A 16,510-nucleotide genomic window follows, 5' to 3' on the forward strand; every position below is an offset into this window, starting at 1 on the left:
GCAGTCTTTTCGGGATACAACCATGGTTGCTCTTGCCCACACCCCCAGGATCAAAAACCTCGACAAGCTGCTGATGCATTGCCAGCGCCGTCGCTATCAGGCCAAGAACAACATCATTTGCGCCGGCGACCGTTCGGAGACGCTGTTCTTCATCATTAAAGGATCGGTCACCATCCTGATCGAAGATGAGGACGGTCGGGAGATGATCATCGCTTACCTGAATGCCGGGGACTTCTTTGGTGAGTTGGGCCTGTTCGAACAGGCCGGTCTGGAGCAGGAGCGAAGTGCCTGGGTGCGGGCCAAGGTCGAATGCGAAGTCGCGGAAATCAGCTACGCGAAATTTCGTGAACTGTCGCAGCAGGATCCTGACATTCTTTACGTGCTTAGCGGACAAATCGCACAACGCCTGCGCAACACTACGCGCAAGGTGGGTGACCTGGCGTTCTTCGACGTCACCGGTCGCGTTGCGCGTTGTTTGTTGGAATTGTGCAAGCAGCCGGATGCCATGACTCACCCGGACGGGATGCAGATCAAGGTGACACGACAGGAAATCGGACGGATTGTCGGTTGTTCGCGAGAGATGGTCGGTCGTGTGCTCAAGGATCTGGAAGAACGCAACCTGGTGGACGTCAAAGGCAAGACCATGGTGGTCTTCGGCACCCGATAAGCTCGAAAACCTAGCCGCTGAACATCTGTTCGAGCATCAGACGGTAAAGCTCATCGAGACGCGCCAACGCATCCGGCGCGACGAATTTCTCATGCAGGGCAATGTGGCTTTCGGCACGCACCCGTTGTTCAAGTCCGCACGCTTGGTTGAAGCGGTTGACCGCCGCGACCATCGACTCGCGCTCGTTATCGATCAACATTGCACCGTGCACCAGCCCCACTGGACGTTGACCGCCCTGGCTCTGGCGCCAGCGCTGGGCGGTGCCAACCATCTTGCGTCCGTCCAGGTTGACGTTGAAACGGCCATCGCAGAACGCACCGTCGATTTCGCCAAGAGACGAAGCGCCACCCAATTCATCCAGTAGCTGGCAGATCGGATCACACAATCGGCGGTATCCAGATTCGATGCGGTTCAGATCCCCTTCGCTGCGCGGGGGGGCGTAAACCAGTGCGATGTTGATCGTGGTGGCTGATTGCGGGACGGGTTCGCCGCCGGTATCGCGCAACAGCACGGGCCAGCCTGCTGCTGCCGACACCTCACAAGCGGCCTCGAAACCTGGCAAGCGATTCAAGCGGCGCGGCATAACCAAGGCTTGATCGCTTGGTTGCCAGAACAGCAGACCGAATTCTGCGTCGCCGGCACAGACTGACGCCAACAGATCCTGTTCCATTTGCAGGCCGGCTTCGATGGTCAGGGAGAGAGGTGAGGTCATGAGGGAATCCGTCGGACACAAAGCCTGTGGTGCTTCCTATGCCGCTATCGCGAGCCAGCTCGCTCTTACAAAGGATTTGTTTACACCAAAAAATCCAATGCGGGAGCGAGCAGGCTCGCGATGCGTTTCAGTCGAGGGTCGAACCGCTGACAGGCACACCGCGCTCTGGGAAGAACAGACGCTGCAACTCGGTACCCGGACTCTCGGCGCGCATGAATGCCTCGCCGACCAGGAATGCGTAGACATCGCTGATTTCCATCAACTCGACATCGGCACGATTGAGGATGCCGCTCTCAGTGATCACCAGACGATCGCGCGGAATACGCGGCAACAGGTCAAGCGTGGTTTCGAGGCTGACATCAAAGGTGTGCAGGTTACGGTTATTGATGCCGACAAGAGGAGTGTCGAGGGTTTTCAGGGCCCGCTCCAGCTCATCGCCATCGTGGACCTCCACCAGCACATCGAGATTGACGCTTTTGGCCACGGCCGCCAGCTCGGCCATTTTCACGTCATCCAGTGCGGAGACGATCAACAGCACGCAATCGGCGCCCAATGCACGCGCCTCAACGATCTGGTACGGATCAAGCATGAAATCCTTGCGGATCACCGGCAGGCTGCATGCCGCACGCGCCTGTTGCAGATACGCATCGCCCCCTTGGAAAAAGTCGATATCGGTGAGCACCGACAGGCAGGTCGCGCCACCCTTCTCGTAGCTTTTAGCGATGTCAGCGGGAACGAAGTTCTCGCGGATCACGCCCTTGCTCGGCGACGCTTTCTTGATTTCAGCAATGACCGCCGGCTGTTTCAGCTTGGCCTGAGCCATCAATGCCTGGGCAAAACCACGGGGTGCATCGGCCGCCTTGGCCAGACTTTCCAGCTCGGAGAGGCTGACGCGAGCACGACGCTCGGCGACTTCCTCAGCCTTGCGCGCCAGAATGTTTTCCAGAACCGTCGGCACACTCATCCCTCATTCTCCACTTTGAATACCGCGGTAAACGCACCCAGCTCCTCGAGTTTTTCCCGAGCGAGACCGGTGTGCAGCGCATCGTGCGCCAAGGCAACACCTTCTTTGAGACTGCTGGCATGGTCGGCGGCGTACAACGCGGCGCCGGCATTGAGCATGATCATCTCGGCAGCCTTCTGACCGTTTTCGGTCTTGCGCTTGCCCAAGGCATCGCGAATCAGTTCCAGGGATGCCGCCGGGCTTTCGACCGCCAGGCCGTGCAAGCTCTGGCTCTTCATGCCCAGGTCTTCCGGCTCGACCCAATATTCGGTGATCTGATCGTCTTTCAGCTCAGCGACAAAGGTCGGCGCTGCGAGGCTGAATTCGTCCAGGCCATCCTTCGAATGCACCACCAACACGTGCTTGCTGCCCAGACGCTGCAACACTTCAGCCAATGGCCGGCACAACGCCTGGGTGAACACGCCGACCACCTGATGTTTAACACCGGCCGGATTCGTAAGCGGGCCGAGCATGTTGAACAAGGTGCGCAAGCCCAGATCCTTGCGCGGACCCGCGGCGTACTTCATGGCGCGGTGGTGAGTCTGGGCAAACATGAAGCCGATGCCGACGTTGTCGATGCAACGCGCGACTTGCACCGGCGTCAGGTTCAGATAGATACCGGCTGTTTCCAGCAAATCGGCACTGCCGCTCTTGCCCGAGACTGCACGGTTGCCGTGCTTGGCCACGGTGCATCCGGCTGCCGAAACCACGAACGCCGAAGCGGTCGACACGTTGAAAATGTTCGCGCCGTCGCCGCCGGTGCCGACCACATCGACCACACCGTGGAGGGTCTTGAGTTCGACCTTGTCGGCCAGTTCACGCATCACTGATACGGCGCCGACGATTTCGTCGATGCTTTCGCTCTTCATGCGCATGGCCATCATGAACGCGCCAATCTGCGCGTCCGTGCATTGCCCGGTCATGATTTCGCGCATCACGTCGCGCATTTCTTCGGTGCTGAGGTCGAGATGTTCGACGATACGGCCCAGGGCTGTCTTGATATTCATGAGTCGTCCTTAGCGCGTGCCGCCGGTTTGTTTGAGGAAGTTGGCAAACAGTTCGTGGCCCTGCTCGGTGAGGATCGACTCAGGGTGAAACTGCACGCCTTCGATATTCAGGGTCTTGTGACGCAGGCCCATGATTTCGTCGACCGAGCCGTCTTCAAGCTGCGTCCAGGCGGTCAACTCGAGGCAGTCGGGTAGCGTTTCGCGTTTGACGATCAAGGAATGATAGCGCGTGACCGTCAGAGGACGATTCAGACCTTCGAATACACCTTTGTCCTCGTGGAACACCGGGCTGGTCTTGCCGTGCATCACCTGACGGGCACGCACCACGTCGCCGCCAAAGGCCTGGCCGATGGACTGATGGCCCAGGCACACGCCCAGGATCGGCAACTTGCCGGCGAAATGTTTGATCGCTTCGATAGAGATGCCGGCTTCGGTCGGCGTGCACGGGCCGGGCGACACAACGATGCGCTCTGGGTTGAGGGCTTCGATTTCAGCGATGGTGAGCTCGTCGTTGCGCACGACTTTGACCTGGGAGCCTAGCTCACCAAGGTACTGCACAACGTTGTAGGTAAAAGAGTCGTAGTTATCGATCATCAGCAACATGGCGTTAAGAACCTCTTTGATTCACTGACTACTAAAACAGCCTTCGAATGATTCACCCGCAGCGTCCTGCACTTTTGTCAGGCGCTGGAATTGCGCAGCAAAGCGGCATGTCTTACGGGTAAAGAAGGCGAAGCGGTAAAGATCCGGCCGGGCCGGCAGAAGGATTCAGGCGCGCCAACGCCAACGGGCGTGTGCCTTGATGACTTGATCCAGAAGTTTGCTGACGATCAACACGGGGAAGGTCTCATTTATACGTCTTGGCACAGTAACTTAGCTGGGCAGAGCGTGCAATATGGTGCGATCGAAGCGCCTGAAACATTTGGCGGGTTCGCGCCGAATGGCATCTGGCTCTATAGTTTTTTGGCACTGTCGTTTTGCCTACCAAAACAATAAACAAACGGACTTGCTCATGATCAAGCAGAGATTGGCTGCACCGCTCGCCGGTTGCGTGCTCGCGATGGCCTGCGCCCAGGCGATTGCGGCGCCCACCCCTTACTCGAACTTCATCGTCTTTGGCGACAGCCTCAACGATGCGGGACAGTTTACCGACAGGGGCGGCCCTCCCGGTTCGACCCTGCGCTTCACCAACCGTACCGGACCGACTTATCGGGACGGTAGCGGCGAAGTCTATTCCGCCAACTCGACCCAACTGCTGGGCGGGAATCTTGGATTTTCAGCGGACCAGACCTCCGCTTCGACCTCGGCCGCACGGGCCGCCCAAGGTTTGCCGGATGGTAACAACTGGGCTGTAGGTGGCTACCGTACCGACCAGATCCTTGACTCGATCACCACCGTATCCGCGACGGGCGAACGTGCCCGCGCCGGCTATCTGCCGACCAACAGCTTTCGCGCCGATCCCAACGCGCTGTACTACCTTTCCGGCGGCGGTAATGATTTCCTGCAGGGCCGCGTACAAAGTGGCGCCCAGGCGAATGCCGCGGCGGACCGGCTGGCAAACAGCGTTCAGCTACTGCAAACCGCCGGCGCCCAGTACATCATGGTTTGGCTGCTACCGGACCTGGGTTTGACTCCAGCCATCAATGGGACCCCTTTGCAGACACCGACCTCACAACTGAGCGCGGCCTTCAATCGGCAATTGGTCACTCGACTGGCGGGGATCGATGCGCAAATCATTCCACTGAATATTCCACTGCTATTGCAGGAAACCTTCGCCGATCCGGCGCGATTCGGACTGGCCACCGGGCAGAACCTGACTGCGACTTGCTTCAGCGGAAATGGCTGCACCGAAAACGCGACCTTTGGCATCAACAGCGCGACCCCGGATCCGAGCAAGCTGATCTACAACGACGGTGTTCACCCGACTGAGACCGGGCAAAAGCTGATTTCCGATTACGCCTATTCCTTACTGGCGGCGCCTTGGGAACTGACGCTGTTGCCGGAGATGGCTCACGCAACGTTGCGGGCGCATCAGGATGAACTGCGTAGCCAATGGCAATCGGATTGGGGTAATTGGCAAGCCGTCGGTCAATGGCGTGCGATTGTCGCCGGGGGTGGACAGCACCTCGATGTCGACAGCCAAAGCAGCGGCGCCAGCGCCGATGGCAGTGGTTACAACCTCAACATCGGCGGCAGCTATCGGCTTAACGAAGCCTGGCGTGTGGGTGTAGCGGCAGGCTTCTACCGTCAGGATCTGGAGGCAGGCAATAACGACTCGGATTACAAACTCAACAGCTACCTGGCCACCGCCTTCGGTCAGTTCCAGCAAGATCGCTGGTGGGCGGACGCTGCGTTGACCGGGGGCAAACTGGATTACGACAACCTCAAGCGCAAATTCGATCTGGGTGCGGCGCAAGGTGCGGAGAAAGGTGATACCGATGGCTATCTCTGGGCGTTCAGCACACGTGTCGGCTACGACATTGCGCGGCCGGGCAGTGACTGGCACCTGTCACCGTTCATCAGCGCGGATTACGCGAAGGTCGAAGTCGACGGCTACTCGGAAAACGCCGCACGTTCTACGGCGCTGACGTTTGACGACCAGAAGCGCGACTCAAAACGCCTCGGTGCAGGACTGCAGGGGAAATACCAGATCACTTCACAGACCCAAGTGTTCGGCGAGTATGCCTACGAGCATGAATACGAGGATGACGTGCAGAATGTAAACATCGCCCTCAACAGTCTGCCATCCCTGGATTTCGAGCTTGATGGATACGCGCCGCAAAGCAACTTGAATCGCGTGAGCCTGGGCGTCAGCCACAAGTTGACGGCCGATCTGGCGCTGCGTGGCGGGTACACGTTCCGCAAGGATGATGACTTTACCCAGCAAGGGCTGACGGTTGGGGTCGCGCTGGATTTCTGATCCGCGTTTGAAAATCAAAAGATCGCAGGCTGCACCAGCTCCTACATGCACCTGGGGATGTGCTGTAGGAGCTGGCGCAGCCTGCGATCTTTTTGCTGAGCACTCGCTACGGGGGCAAGCCCCTTCGCCACAGAAGCTCCTTTACCGCATGAACTCAGGTGTTTGGGGTTTGCTCGGCCAAGGCCACGGCACGGAACATGGCACGGCGCTTGTTCAGGGTTTCTTCCCATTCCAGCGCCGGCACCGAGTCGGCGACGATGCCGCCACCGGCCTGCACGTGCAGCTCGCCATCCTTGATCACCGCCGTGCGGATCGCAATGGCGGTGTCCATGTTGCCGTTCCAGGCGAAGTAACCGACCGCACCGCCATACACGCCGCGCTTGACCGGCTCCAGTTCGTCGATGATTTCCATCGCGCGGATCTTCGGTGCGCCAGACAAGGTGCCCGCCGGCAGAATCGCCCGCAGTGCATCCATCGCCGTCAGCCCGCTCTTCAGTTGGCCGGTAACATTGGACACGATGTGCATGACGTTGGAATAACGCTCGATGACCATCTTCTCGGTCAGTTTCACCGAGCCGATTTCCGATACGCGACCGGTGTCGTTGCGACCGAGGTCGATCAGCATCAAGTGTTCGGCGATTTCCTTGTCGTCCGACAGCAGGTCTTTTTCCAGCGCCAGGTCAGCCTCTTCGTTGGCGCCCCGTGGTCGGGTGCCGGCAATCGGGCGCACGGTGATCAGGTTGTCTTCGACCCGCACCAGCACTTCCGGCGAACTGCCAACGACATGGAAGTCGCCGAAGTTGAAGAAGTACATGTAAGGCGTCGGATTGAAGCAGCGCAGTGCGCGATACAGATCGATCGGCGCTGCCTTGAAGTCGATCGACATACGCTGGGAAGGCACGACCTGCATGCAGTCACCGGCCAGGATGTATTCCTTGATGGTGTCGACGGCTTTTTCGTAATCGTTCTGGGTGAAGCTCGAACGGAAGACTGGATCGGCGGACTGTTGCTGGCTGAAATCCAGGCCACGGCGCGGGGTGATCGGCTGTCGGAGCTTTTCCAGCAGCTCTTCGAGGCGCGCGCGACCTTGTTCGAAGGCGTCATCCTGGGCCGGATCGGCCAGGACGATGGCGTGCATCTTGCCGGCCAGGTTATCGAACACCACCACGGCATCCGACACCATCAGCAGAATGTCCGGCACACCGAGCGGATCCGGGTTCGGGCACTTGCCCAGACGTTTCTCCACATAACGCACGCAGTCATAACCGAAGTAACCCACCAGGCCACCGTTGAAGCGTGGCAGACCGGCGATGGTCGGCACGTTGTAGCGAGCCTTGAAGGTCTCGACGAAAGCCAGTGGGTCTTCAACATCGTGGCTTTCAGTCTCGATGCCATCAACGGTCACGCTGACGTGATGATCGTGGACTCGCAGTACGGTACGGCACGGCAGGCCGATGATCGAGTAACGGCCCCACTTCTCACCGCCCTGTACGGACTCCAGCAGGTAGGAATTGGGCTCATCGGCCAGTTTCAGGTAGATCGACAACGGGGTGTCGAAGTCGGCCAGGGTTTCGCAGGCAAGCGGGATGCGGTTGTAGCCGGCAGCGGCCAAACGCAGGAATTCTTCGCGGATCATGAGGTGCCTCGTGGCTTGAGGGTCGAACAGTCAGGTGTGCAAACGCGCCGGGGGACCGGCCAGGATAAAGTCAGGCGCGCCAACGCCAGCGGGCCAGGGCCTTGATGACTTTCATCCAGAGTTTGCGAGTGACCACCACGATGGCGTTTCCAGAAGGGGGTTTGACAGCGTCGGCCAACGTTATCTCAGCGGCCGGATCCAGGCAACCGGGAATTAGCATGCGCAGATCGTCGATCACCAAGGCCGGCGACTCTTCGGCAATCGGACGTCCGTGGTTATAGCCGTAGCTCAGGGCCACGCACTTGACTCCCGCCGCTTTCGCCGCCAGCACATCGCTGCGCGAATCGCCGACGAACAAGGATTGCGAGGCCGGAATGTTGGCCATTTTCATCACGAAAAAAAGTGCGGCCGGGTCCGGTTTTTTCTGTGGCAGGGTGTCACCGCCGATGATCCAGCGGAAATACCGGCCGATTTTCATCTGATCCAGCAGCGGCGCAACGAATCGCTCCGGCTTGTTGGTGATCAGCGCCATTTCGACACCCTGCTTTTTCAACCATCTGAGGGTATCGCGTACGCCGGGATAGACCACGGTCAGCTCATGGCTCTCGCCATAGGCCTGCATGAAATATTCCAGCGCCCGCTCGGCCTCGCTGTTATCGACCGCCGAATGATCGATGCCACCGGCCAGTGCACGACGCACCAGCACCGGCGCGCCATTACCGACCCATTCGCGCACGGCTTCCAGGCCTGCGGGCTCGCGACCCAGTTTGAGCAGCATCTTATCCACAGCCGCCGCCAGGTCCGGGACCGAATCGATCAGCGTACCGTCCAGATCGAACATCACCAGCCGTGGCAGACGCCCCGCGAAAAGCTGCTCAAAACCACTCATGGGCGAGCCAGTGCCAGTTCGGAGCGCATTTTGTCGATGACTTCCTGATAGTTCGGCGCATTGAAAATGGCCGACCCGGCGACGAAGGTGTCAGCCCCGGCCGCGGCGATTTCACGAATGTTGTTCACGTTCACGCCGCCGTCGATTTCCAGGCGGATGTCACGACCCGAGGCATCGATCAATGCCCGCGCTTCACGCAGCTTGTCGAGCGTGCCTGGGATGAATTTCTGCCCACCAAAGCCCGGGTTGACGCTCATCAACAGGATCATGTCGACCTTGTCCATCACGTACTTGAGCACATCCAGCGGAGTCGCCGGGTTGAACACCAGGCCCGACTTGCAACCGCCCTCGCGGATCAATTGCAAAGAGCGGTCGACGTGCTGGGTGGCTTCCGGGTGGAAGGTGATGTAGGTCGCGCCGGCTTCGATGAAGTCGCCAACGATGCGGTCCACCGGGCTGACCATCAGATGCGCGTCAATCGGCGCGGTCACGCCGTACTTGCGCAGCGCCGCACACACCATCGGGCCGATGGTCAGGTTGGGCACATAGTGATTGTCCATGACATCGAAGTGCACGAAATCGGCGCCAGCGGCCAGGACGTTGTCCACTTCTTCGCCCAGGCGGGCGAAGTCGGCGGAGAGAATCGACGGAGCAATTACGAAGGGCTGCATGACGCACCTTTTCTGAGCAGAATCACGATGGCGCGCATTGTATACCTCATACTTTGGCGCGCGCACCGTAAGCGCGATGATTGGGCTTAGCCATCATCCATGATCAGAGAAGGCCCTAGTACGCCGCGCGATAAATCTTTTCGATATCGACGGCATTCAGTTTGCGCGGATTGTTGCGCATCAGGCGCTCGATCCCGGCCGCCTCCACGGCCATGGCCGGGATGGCGTCTTCGGGAACGCCGAAACTGCGCAACCCCTGTGGAATTTCCACTGCCGCACACAATTCAGTCATGGCTACAACGGCTTTGTCCGCCGCCTCATTGGCACTCAGGTGAGCGGTCTGTACACCCATGGCCTCAGCGATATCCTGCATGCGCTCAACACACGCCATCTTGTTCCAGGTCATGACATAGGGCAGTAGCAAGGCGTTGCTGACGCCGTGGGCAATATTGAAACGCCCGCCCAGCGGATACGCCAGCGCATGCACCGCGCCGACCCCGGCATTACCGAATGCCATGCCCGCCATCAGGCTTGCGGTGGCCATGTCTTCCCGGGCTTGCAGGTTCGATGGATTGGCGTAGGCCTTGGGCAATGCCTTGGCGATCAGCTTGATTGCACCGATGGCCAGCGCGTCGGTAATCGGCGAAGCGTTGACCGACAGGTAGGATTCGATGGCATGCACCAGCGCATCGACACCACTGGCGGCGGTGACGCTGCGCGGGCACGTCAGGGTCATCTGCGGGCTGACCAGCGCCACATCGGGCAGCAAATAATCGCTGACGATGCCCTTCTTCAGCTGCGCGACCTTGTCGGAAAGAATCGCCACATTGGTCACTTCCGAGCCGGTGCCGGCAGTGGTCGGAATGGCGATCAGCGGCGGGCCTTTGCGCGGCACCTGGTCGACGCCGAACAGATCTTCCAGCGCACCGTGATAACCGGCGTAAGCTGCCACACTCTTGGCGATGTCGATGGCACTGCCGCCGCCCAGCCCGATCAAACCGTCATGCCCGCCATCGCGATAGACCTGCATGCAGTCTTCGACGATGGCGATTTCCGGATCCGGCAACACGCGATCAAAAATTTCGTACGCCCGCCCCCCGAGCTGCGCCAGAGCGAGCTCTACCGTGCCGGATTTGACCAGCGTGGCGTCGGTGACGATCAGTGGGTTGTCGATATCCAGACGCGTCAGCTCGGCAGCGAGTTGCTCGATAGCCCCTGCGCCGGTGATCAGTTTGTGAGCGATTTTGAAAGAGGAAAGACTCATGTGCGCAGCCTCTTATAGGTAGGGGAGCTGGGCACAATAGTAGCTGGGGATTGCGGGTTGTCTGCCATTCAGGTGGTGAATGACCCACGCCCGACACGACCCTGTAGGAGCCGGCTTGCCGGCGAAAGCGGTGTATCAGGCACACCGCGTTGCACCATTCGCCAGCAAGCCGGCTCCTACAAGAAGCGGTATCAAACCTGAGCGGTACGCAGTTTTTCGCTACGGCCGCGTAGCCATTCCAGGGTCAGCAACAGCACCACCGAAAAGGCGATGAGCAATGTTGCGGCGGCGGCGATGGTCGGGCTGAGGTTTTCGCGGATACCGCTGAACATCTGCCGTGGCAAGGTCGCTTGTTCCGGTCCGGCGAGGAACAGTGTCACCACCACTTCGTCGAACGAGGTCGCGAAGGCGAACAGTGCACCGGAAATCACACCCGGCGCGATCAACGGCAACGTCACGCGACGGAACGCGACCAGCGGCGAAGCACCGAGGCTCGCAGCGGCACGCACCAGATTTTGGTTAAAACCCTGCAATGTCGCCGATACCGTGATGATCACAAACGGCACACCCAGCACCGCATGCACCACGATCAGCGAAAAGAAGCTGTTGCCCAGCCCCAGCGGCGCGAAGAACAAGTAACTGGCCACACCGATAATCACCACCGGCACCACCATCGGTGAAATCACCAATGCCATCACCAGCGCTTTGCCGGGGAAGTCTCCCCGGGTCAGGCCAATGGCCGCCAGCGTACCGAAGATCATTGCCAGCACCGTTGCTGCCGGGGCCACGATGATGCTGTTCTTCAGAGCGCGCATCCATTCCGCCGAGGCGAAGAAATCGTGGTACCACTGCAACGAGAACCCTTGCAGCGGATACACCAGGAAACTGCCGGAGTTGAACGACAGTGGAATGATCACCAGCACCGGCAGGATCAGGAACAACAGGATCAAGCCGCAGAGAATCCGCAAGCTGTAGAACCACACCCGTTCAATGGGCGACATATAAGGACTCAGCATTTCGTTCTCCCCTTAGCTCAAGCGCAGGCGGCTCGCGCCAACCAGCCAGCTGTAAATCAGATAAAGCACGACCGTCGCCAGCAGCAGCAGCCCACCGAGTGCGGTCGCCATGCCCCAGTTGATGCTGGTGTTGGTGTAGAAAGCGACGAAGTAGCTGACCATCTGGTCGTTCGGACTGCCCAGCAGCGCCGGGGTGATGTAGTAGCCGATGGCGAGGATGAACACCAACAGGCAACCAGCGCCGACACCGGCATAGGTCTGCGGGAAGTACACCCGCCAGAAACTGGCGAACGGATGGCAGCCGAGGGAAATCGCGGCGCGCATGTAGGTCGGCGAGATGCCTTTCATCACGCTATAGATCGGCAGGATCATGAATGGCAGCAGGATATGCACCATCGAGATGTAGACGCCGACACGGTTGAACACCAGCTCGATCGGCTTATCGATGATGCCCATGGCCATCAGGCCGCTATTGATCAGGCCACCCGATTGCAGCAACACGATCCACGCTGCGACGCGCACCAGAATTGACGTCCAGAACGGCAACAACACCAGAATCATCAGCAAATTGCTCTGCCGCGACGGCAGGTTGGCCAGCAGGTAAGCCAGTGGATACGCCAGCACCAGGCAGATCACGGTAATGACCAGGCCCATCCAGAAGGTCCGGGCGAAGATGTCGAGGTAGATCGCCTGGTCCGGGGTCGCCGGAGCGATTTCGCCGAGGTCGTCGATACGGTGATCGACAGCTGCCAGCAGGTAATACGGGGTGATGCTGCTGGTGTTGCGGCGTACCGCTTGCCAATAGGCCGGATCGCCCCAACGTTCGTCGAGGCCTTCCAGCGCTTCTTTATAAGAAGCCGGTTCAGTAGCGAGCGGCAAGGCACGAGCGGTTTTGGTCAGCAGGCTGCGGTAGCCGGCCAGCTCCATGTTCAGGCGTTTGGACAAATCGCCCAGGGTTTGATTCTTGCGGGCTTCGGCGAGGTCTTCGGCGGCCGCTTTGTAAACCGGTTCAGCGGGCAGGCCGCGACCGTCCCAACTGGCGATGGCGGTCACGGTGCGCGGCATGCCGCCTACCACTTCCGGGTTGCCCACGCTTTTGTAGAGCAGCGCCACGATCGGCACCAGGAACACCAGCAACAAAAACAGCACCAGCGGCGCGATCAGCGCCTGGGCCTTCCAGCGGTTGACCCGCTCGGCGTGCTTGAGCCGTTGCTTCAAGGTGGGGTCAGTGCCCGCGTTCACGGGAACGGCGATAGCCATGGCGTACTCCGGAAATCTTTGATCGTTACAGAGGTGGCGCTTCTTGAGGACAAGGCCACCTCTGTTCTTGATAACAACTCATCACCTGTAGGAGCCTGGCTTGCCAGCGATGAACGATAACGGGGTCTGGCTGATACACCGTGTCGCCCGGATCGCTGGCAAGCCAGCTCCTACAGGTTCAATCGCTGCTTACTTCGCCGCCCAGGAATTGAAGCGCTGTTCCAGTTGCTCGCCGTTGTCAGCCCAGAAGCTGACGTCGATCTGCACCTGGTTGGCGATGTTTTCCGGGGTGGTCGGCATGTCTTTCAGGACATCCTTGGCCAGCAACGGTACGGCCTGGATATTCGCCGGGCCGTAAGCGATGTTTTCCGAGTAGGTCTTCTGCTGCTGCGGCTGTACCGAGAAGGCGATGAATTTCTTCGCCGCTTCGGCGCGCTTGGCATCCAAACCTTTGGGAATGGCCCATGCGTCGAAGTCGTAGATACCGCCGTTCCACACCACTTTCAGGTTGCTTTCTTTCTGCACGGCAGCGATGCGGCCGTTGTACGCCGAACTCATGACCACATCACCGGAAGCGAGGTATTGCGGCGGCTGTGCGCCGGCTTCCCACCACTGAATGCTTGGCTTGAGTTCATCGAGTTTCTTGAACGCGCGGTCCTGGCCATCTTTACTTGCCAGCACTTTGTAGACGTCTTTGGGCGCAACGCCGTCGGCCATCAGGGCGAATTCCAGGGTGTACTTGGCGCCTTTACGCAGGCCACGCTTGCCCGGGAATTGCTTGGTGTCCCAGAAATCCGCCCAACTGGTGGGTGCAGTTTTCAGCTTGTCGGCGTTGTAGGCCAGCACGGTCGACCACACGAAGAATCCCACGCCGCAAGGCTGGATTGCCCCCTTGACGTAGTCTTCGGTCTTGCCGAACAGCGCCGGGTCCAGTTGCTCGAACATGTCTTCGTCGCAACCACGGGACAATTCCGGCGACTCGACTTCCACCAGGTCCCAGGACACGCTCTTGGTGTCGACCATGGCTTTGACCTTGGCCATTTCACCGTTGTACTCGCCGGCCACGATTTTTCCGTTGCCTGCCGCTTCCCATGGTGCGTAGAAGGCTTTGACCTGCGCGGCCTTGTTCGCCCCGCCAAAGGACACCACGGTCAGGTCAGGGCCGGCGGCCATTGCGCTGGCCGCGCCCATCATGCCCAGTGCCAAAGCGGTGAATTTCAGGGATCTCAACATTTATTGTTCTCTCCACGTGCAGGGTTGGTGTTGGTATTGCCGGGGCGATCAATGCGCCTCTAAAAGTGGATCGAGCGCGCGAACGTGTTCGACCTGCCAGCCAAGCGGTACCACGTCGCCGACCGCGAGCGCCGGATCGAGCTCGGCAATCGGTTGTTTAACGAAGAAGTCGGTCTTGCCGCAGACTTCCATGCGAACCCGGACGTGGTCGCCCAGATAGATGAATTCCTCGACTCGCCCGGAGAAGCGGTTGACGCATTGATCGCTGGAGCCATTGAGACTGACGCGCTCCGGACGAATCGACAGGGTCACCGGCTCACCAGTCTTGCCGACGTTTACCGCCAGCGCTTCGACCTTTTCACCGCGCCCGAGCTCAACAATGCAACGGTCGCCGGTCTGGCTGTGCAGGCGCCCGTTGAGACGGTTGTTCTCGCCGATGAAGTTGGCAACGAAGGTGTTTTTCGGCTCTTCGTACAAGGTGCGCGGTGGCGCGATCTGCTGGATTTCGCCCTGATGAAACACCGCCACGCGGTCGGACATGGTCAAGGCTTCGCCCTGATCGTGGGTCACGTAGACCACCGTTACGCCGAGGCGCTGGTGCAGGTGCTTGATCTCCATCTGCATGTGTTCGCGCAATTGCTTGTCGAGTGCGCCGAGGGGTTCGTCCATCAACACCAATTGCGGTTCGAACACCAATGCGCGAGCCAACGCCACACGCTGTTGCTGTCCGCCGGAAAGCTGCGCCGGGTAACGCTGGGCGAAAGCATCGAGCTGGACCATGCTCAACACACGCTTGACCCGGGCACTGACGTCGCTCTTGTTCATGCCGCGCACGGTCAGCGGGAACGCGAGGTTCTCAGCCACCGTCATGTGCGGGAACAACGCGTAGTTCTGGAACACCATGCCGATGTCACGCTTGTGCGGCGGCACGTTATTGATCGAGCGCCCGGCCAGGAGAATTTCACCGGCGGTCGGGGTTTCGAAACCGGCGAGCATCATCAGACTGGTTGTCTTGCCGGAGCCGGACGGCCCGAGCAGGGTGAGGAATTCGCCTTTGCGAATGTCCAGGTTGAGGTCCTTGACGATCAGGTTCTCGCCATCGTAGCTCTTCTGCACTCCACGAAAGCTGACCAGAACATCATTGGCCCCTGCGCTTGAATCGACCTGGCTCATACCCACACCTTTGTTGTTGATGACTGCTGTGGGGTTAAGCCTAGTGGACGCTGGGGACCACGCAAATCGGGGCGCAAGAGAGATTGGCCTCAGCCGGATGGAAGGTTGAGGGTAGGGATTGCCCTACAAGGATGGCGCGTTTTGATAGAGGCAGCGGCAAGCTTGCAGTTACAAGCCGCAAGCACAGGCAAAAGCAATGTTTTGAGGTGTCGCAAATGGATATGCCACCACGAACCCTGCAGGAGCCGGCTTGCTGGCGATAGCGATTTCAATGACACCATCGCCAGCAAGCCGGCTCCCACAGGAGATTCAGTGCACTCAGAGGAGTTTGTGTTCCATCGCGTACTTCACCAGTTCCGCCAGCGACGTGATGTTGAGCTTTTGCATCAGCCGGGCCTTGTGGGTGCTGATGGTTTTGCTGCTGAGCGCCAGTTGCTGGGCGATGTCGTTGACGTTGGCGCCCTGGGCCAGGCGCTCGAACACCGAGAATTCACGTTCCGAGAGCAGCGAGTGCAATGGACGCGAGTCGGTCAAGCCCACCTCGAAGACCATGCGATCCGCCAGATCCGGGTCAATGTAACGCCCGCCCGCTGCCACCTTGCGAATCGCCGTCAGCAACAGCGACGGATCGCTGTCCTTGGTCGCGTAACCCGCCGCCCCGACCTTCAATGCCCGGGCGGCCATCTGCGCCTCGTCGTGCATCGACAACACCAGGATCGCCGGAGGATTGCTCAGTGCACGAATCCGCGGGATTGCTTCCAAACCGTTAACCCCGGGCATGGAAATGTCCAACAGCACCACTTCGCAGGGCACATGGCGCAAGGTCTCGAGCAACTGCTCGCCATTGCTCGCCTCCCCCACCACCAGCAAATCCTTGGCCAGGCCGATCAACTGCTTGATGCCTTCGCGGACGATGGTGTGGTCTTCGGCTACCAGTACTCGGATCACGTTTTTCTCCAGATTCAAGGTCTATTCGCGAGCAAGCCCGCGCCTACAGTTAGCCGCGCTCCCCTGTAGGAGCGAGCCTGCTCGCGATGGCGTCAGAGCAGACAACAAAAA

At 59.5% G+C, this 16,510-nt stretch carries 16 protein-coding genes; 3 read left to right on the plus strand and 13 right to left on the minus strand.

Annotated features, from left to right (window positions below; translation table 11 throughout):
• The first annotated feature begins 22 nt into the window (after positions 1-22).
• The gene (gene crp, locus AD668_RS24325) at positions 23-667 is read left to right on the plus strand and encodes a cAMP-activated global transcriptional regulator CRP (RefSeq protein ID WP_053163819.1); all 645 of its coding nucleotides are present in this window, start codon (positions 23-25) and stop codon (positions 665-667) included.
• Positions 668-677: 10 nt separating this feature from the next.
• Here crp and AD668_RS24330 read toward each other — a convergent pair whose 3' ends face one another.
• The 4 genes from AD668_RS24330 to AD668_RS24345 form a co-directional block, all read right to left on the minus strand.
• On the minus strand, positions 678-1,379 hold the full coding sequence (locus AD668_RS24330) for a lipoate--protein ligase family protein (protein ID WP_053162888.1): 702 nt from the start codon (positions 1,377-1,379) through the stop codon (positions 678-680).
• Positions 1,380-1,506: 127 nt separating this feature from the next.
• Positions 1,507-2,343, minus strand: a complete 837-nt coding sequence (gene trpC / locus AD668_RS24335; RefSeq protein WP_053162890.1) for an indole-3-glycerol phosphate synthase TrpC — start codon at positions 2,341-2,343, stop codon at positions 1,507-1,509.
• Entirely contained in the window at positions 2,340-3,389 is a 1,050-nt protein-coding gene (trpD, locus tag AD668_RS24340) for an anthranilate phosphoribosyltransferase (RefSeq protein ID WP_053162892.1), read from the minus strand. The genes trpC and trpD overlap by 4 nt, the downstream gene beginning before the upstream one ends.
• Before the next feature lie 9 nt (positions 3,390-3,398).
• Positions 3,399-3,992 carry an aminodeoxychorismate/anthranilate synthase component II gene (locus AD668_RS24345; RefSeq protein ID WP_007906885.1) on the minus strand — a complete coding sequence of 198 codons (594 nt, stop codon included), beginning with the start codon at positions 3,990-3,992 and terminating at the stop codon, positions 3,399-3,401.
• 90 nt (positions 3,993-4,082) lie between these two features.
• Here AD668_RS24345 and AD668_RS29605 point away from each other — a divergent pair, with 90 nt between their 5' ends.
• Positions 4,083-4,385 (plus strand): hypothetical protein, encoded by a 303-nt coding sequence (locus AD668_RS29605; RefSeq protein WP_156322392.1) that lies wholly within the window; start codon positions 4,083-4,085, stop codon positions 4,383-4,385.
• Positions 4,386-4,401: 16 nt separating this feature from the next.
• Complete coding sequence (gene estP / locus AD668_RS24350; RefSeq protein ID WP_053162894.1) at positions 4,402-6,309, plus strand: esterase EstP; 1,908 nt, start codon at positions 4,402-4,404, stop codon at positions 6,307-6,309.
• A gap of 154 nt (positions 6,310-6,463) precedes the next feature.
• On the opposite strand, the gene trpE is transcribed toward estP, so the two are convergent.
• The 9 genes from trpE to AD668_RS24395 all read right to left on the minus strand — a co-directional run bounded on the left by trpE (position 6,464) and on the right by AD668_RS24395 (position 16,399).
• The gene (gene trpE, locus AD668_RS24355; RefSeq protein ID WP_053162896.1) at positions 6,464-7,945 is read right to left on the minus strand and encodes an anthranilate synthase component I; all 1,482 of its coding nucleotides are present in this window, start codon (positions 7,943-7,945) and stop codon (positions 6,464-6,466) included.
• 70 nt (positions 7,946-8,015) lie between these two features.
• A complete protein-coding gene (locus tag AD668_RS24360) occupies positions 8,016-8,834 on the minus strand; it encodes a phosphoglycolate phosphatase (protein WP_053162898.1) in 819 nt (272 codons plus the stop codon).
• Positions 8,831-9,505, minus strand: a complete 675-nt coding sequence (gene rpe / locus AD668_RS24365) for a ribulose-phosphate 3-epimerase (RefSeq protein ID WP_053162900.1) — start codon at positions 9,503-9,505, stop codon at positions 8,831-8,833. The genes AD668_RS24360 and rpe overlap by 4 nt, the downstream gene beginning before the upstream one ends.
• Positions 9,506-9,620: 115 nt before the next feature.
• A complete protein-coding gene (locus AD668_RS24370; RefSeq protein WP_053162902.1) occupies positions 9,621-10,769 on the minus strand; it encodes an iron-containing alcohol dehydrogenase in 1,149 nt (382 codons plus the stop codon).
• Positions 10,770-10,960: 191 nt separating this feature from the next.
• A complete protein-coding gene (locus tag AD668_RS24375; RefSeq protein WP_053162904.1) occupies positions 10,961-11,785 on the minus strand; it encodes an ABC transporter permease in 825 nt (274 codons plus the stop codon).
• Positions 11,786-11,797: 12 nt separating this feature from the next.
• Positions 11,798-13,045, minus strand: a complete 1,248-nt coding sequence (locus tag AD668_RS24380) for an ABC transporter permease (RefSeq protein WP_053162906.1) — start codon at positions 13,043-13,045, stop codon at positions 11,798-11,800.
• 189 nt (positions 13,046-13,234) lie between these two features.
• On the minus strand, positions 13,235-14,278 hold the full coding sequence (locus AD668_RS24385; protein WP_053162909.1) for an ABC transporter substrate-binding protein: 1,044 nt from the start codon (positions 14,276-14,278) through the stop codon (positions 13,235-13,237).
• 48 nt (positions 14,279-14,326) lie between these two features.
• Positions 14,327-15,451, minus strand: coding sequence for an ABC transporter ATP-binding protein (locus AD668_RS24390; RefSeq protein ID WP_053162911.1), 1,125 nt, complete (start codon positions 15,449-15,451; stop codon positions 14,327-14,329).
• A 318-nt stretch (positions 15,452-15,769) separates the two neighbouring features.
• Positions 15,770-16,399, minus strand: a complete 630-nt coding sequence (locus AD668_RS24395) for a response regulator transcription factor (RefSeq protein WP_053162913.1) — start codon at positions 16,397-16,399, stop codon at positions 15,770-15,772.
• Positions 16,400-16,510 lie beyond the last annotated feature (111 nt).

This window comes from Pseudomonas sp. P1.8 (genome assembly GCF_001269805.1).
Taxonomy (GTDB): domain Bacteria; phylum Pseudomonadota; class Gammaproteobacteria; order Pseudomonadales; family Pseudomonadaceae; genus Aquipseudomonas.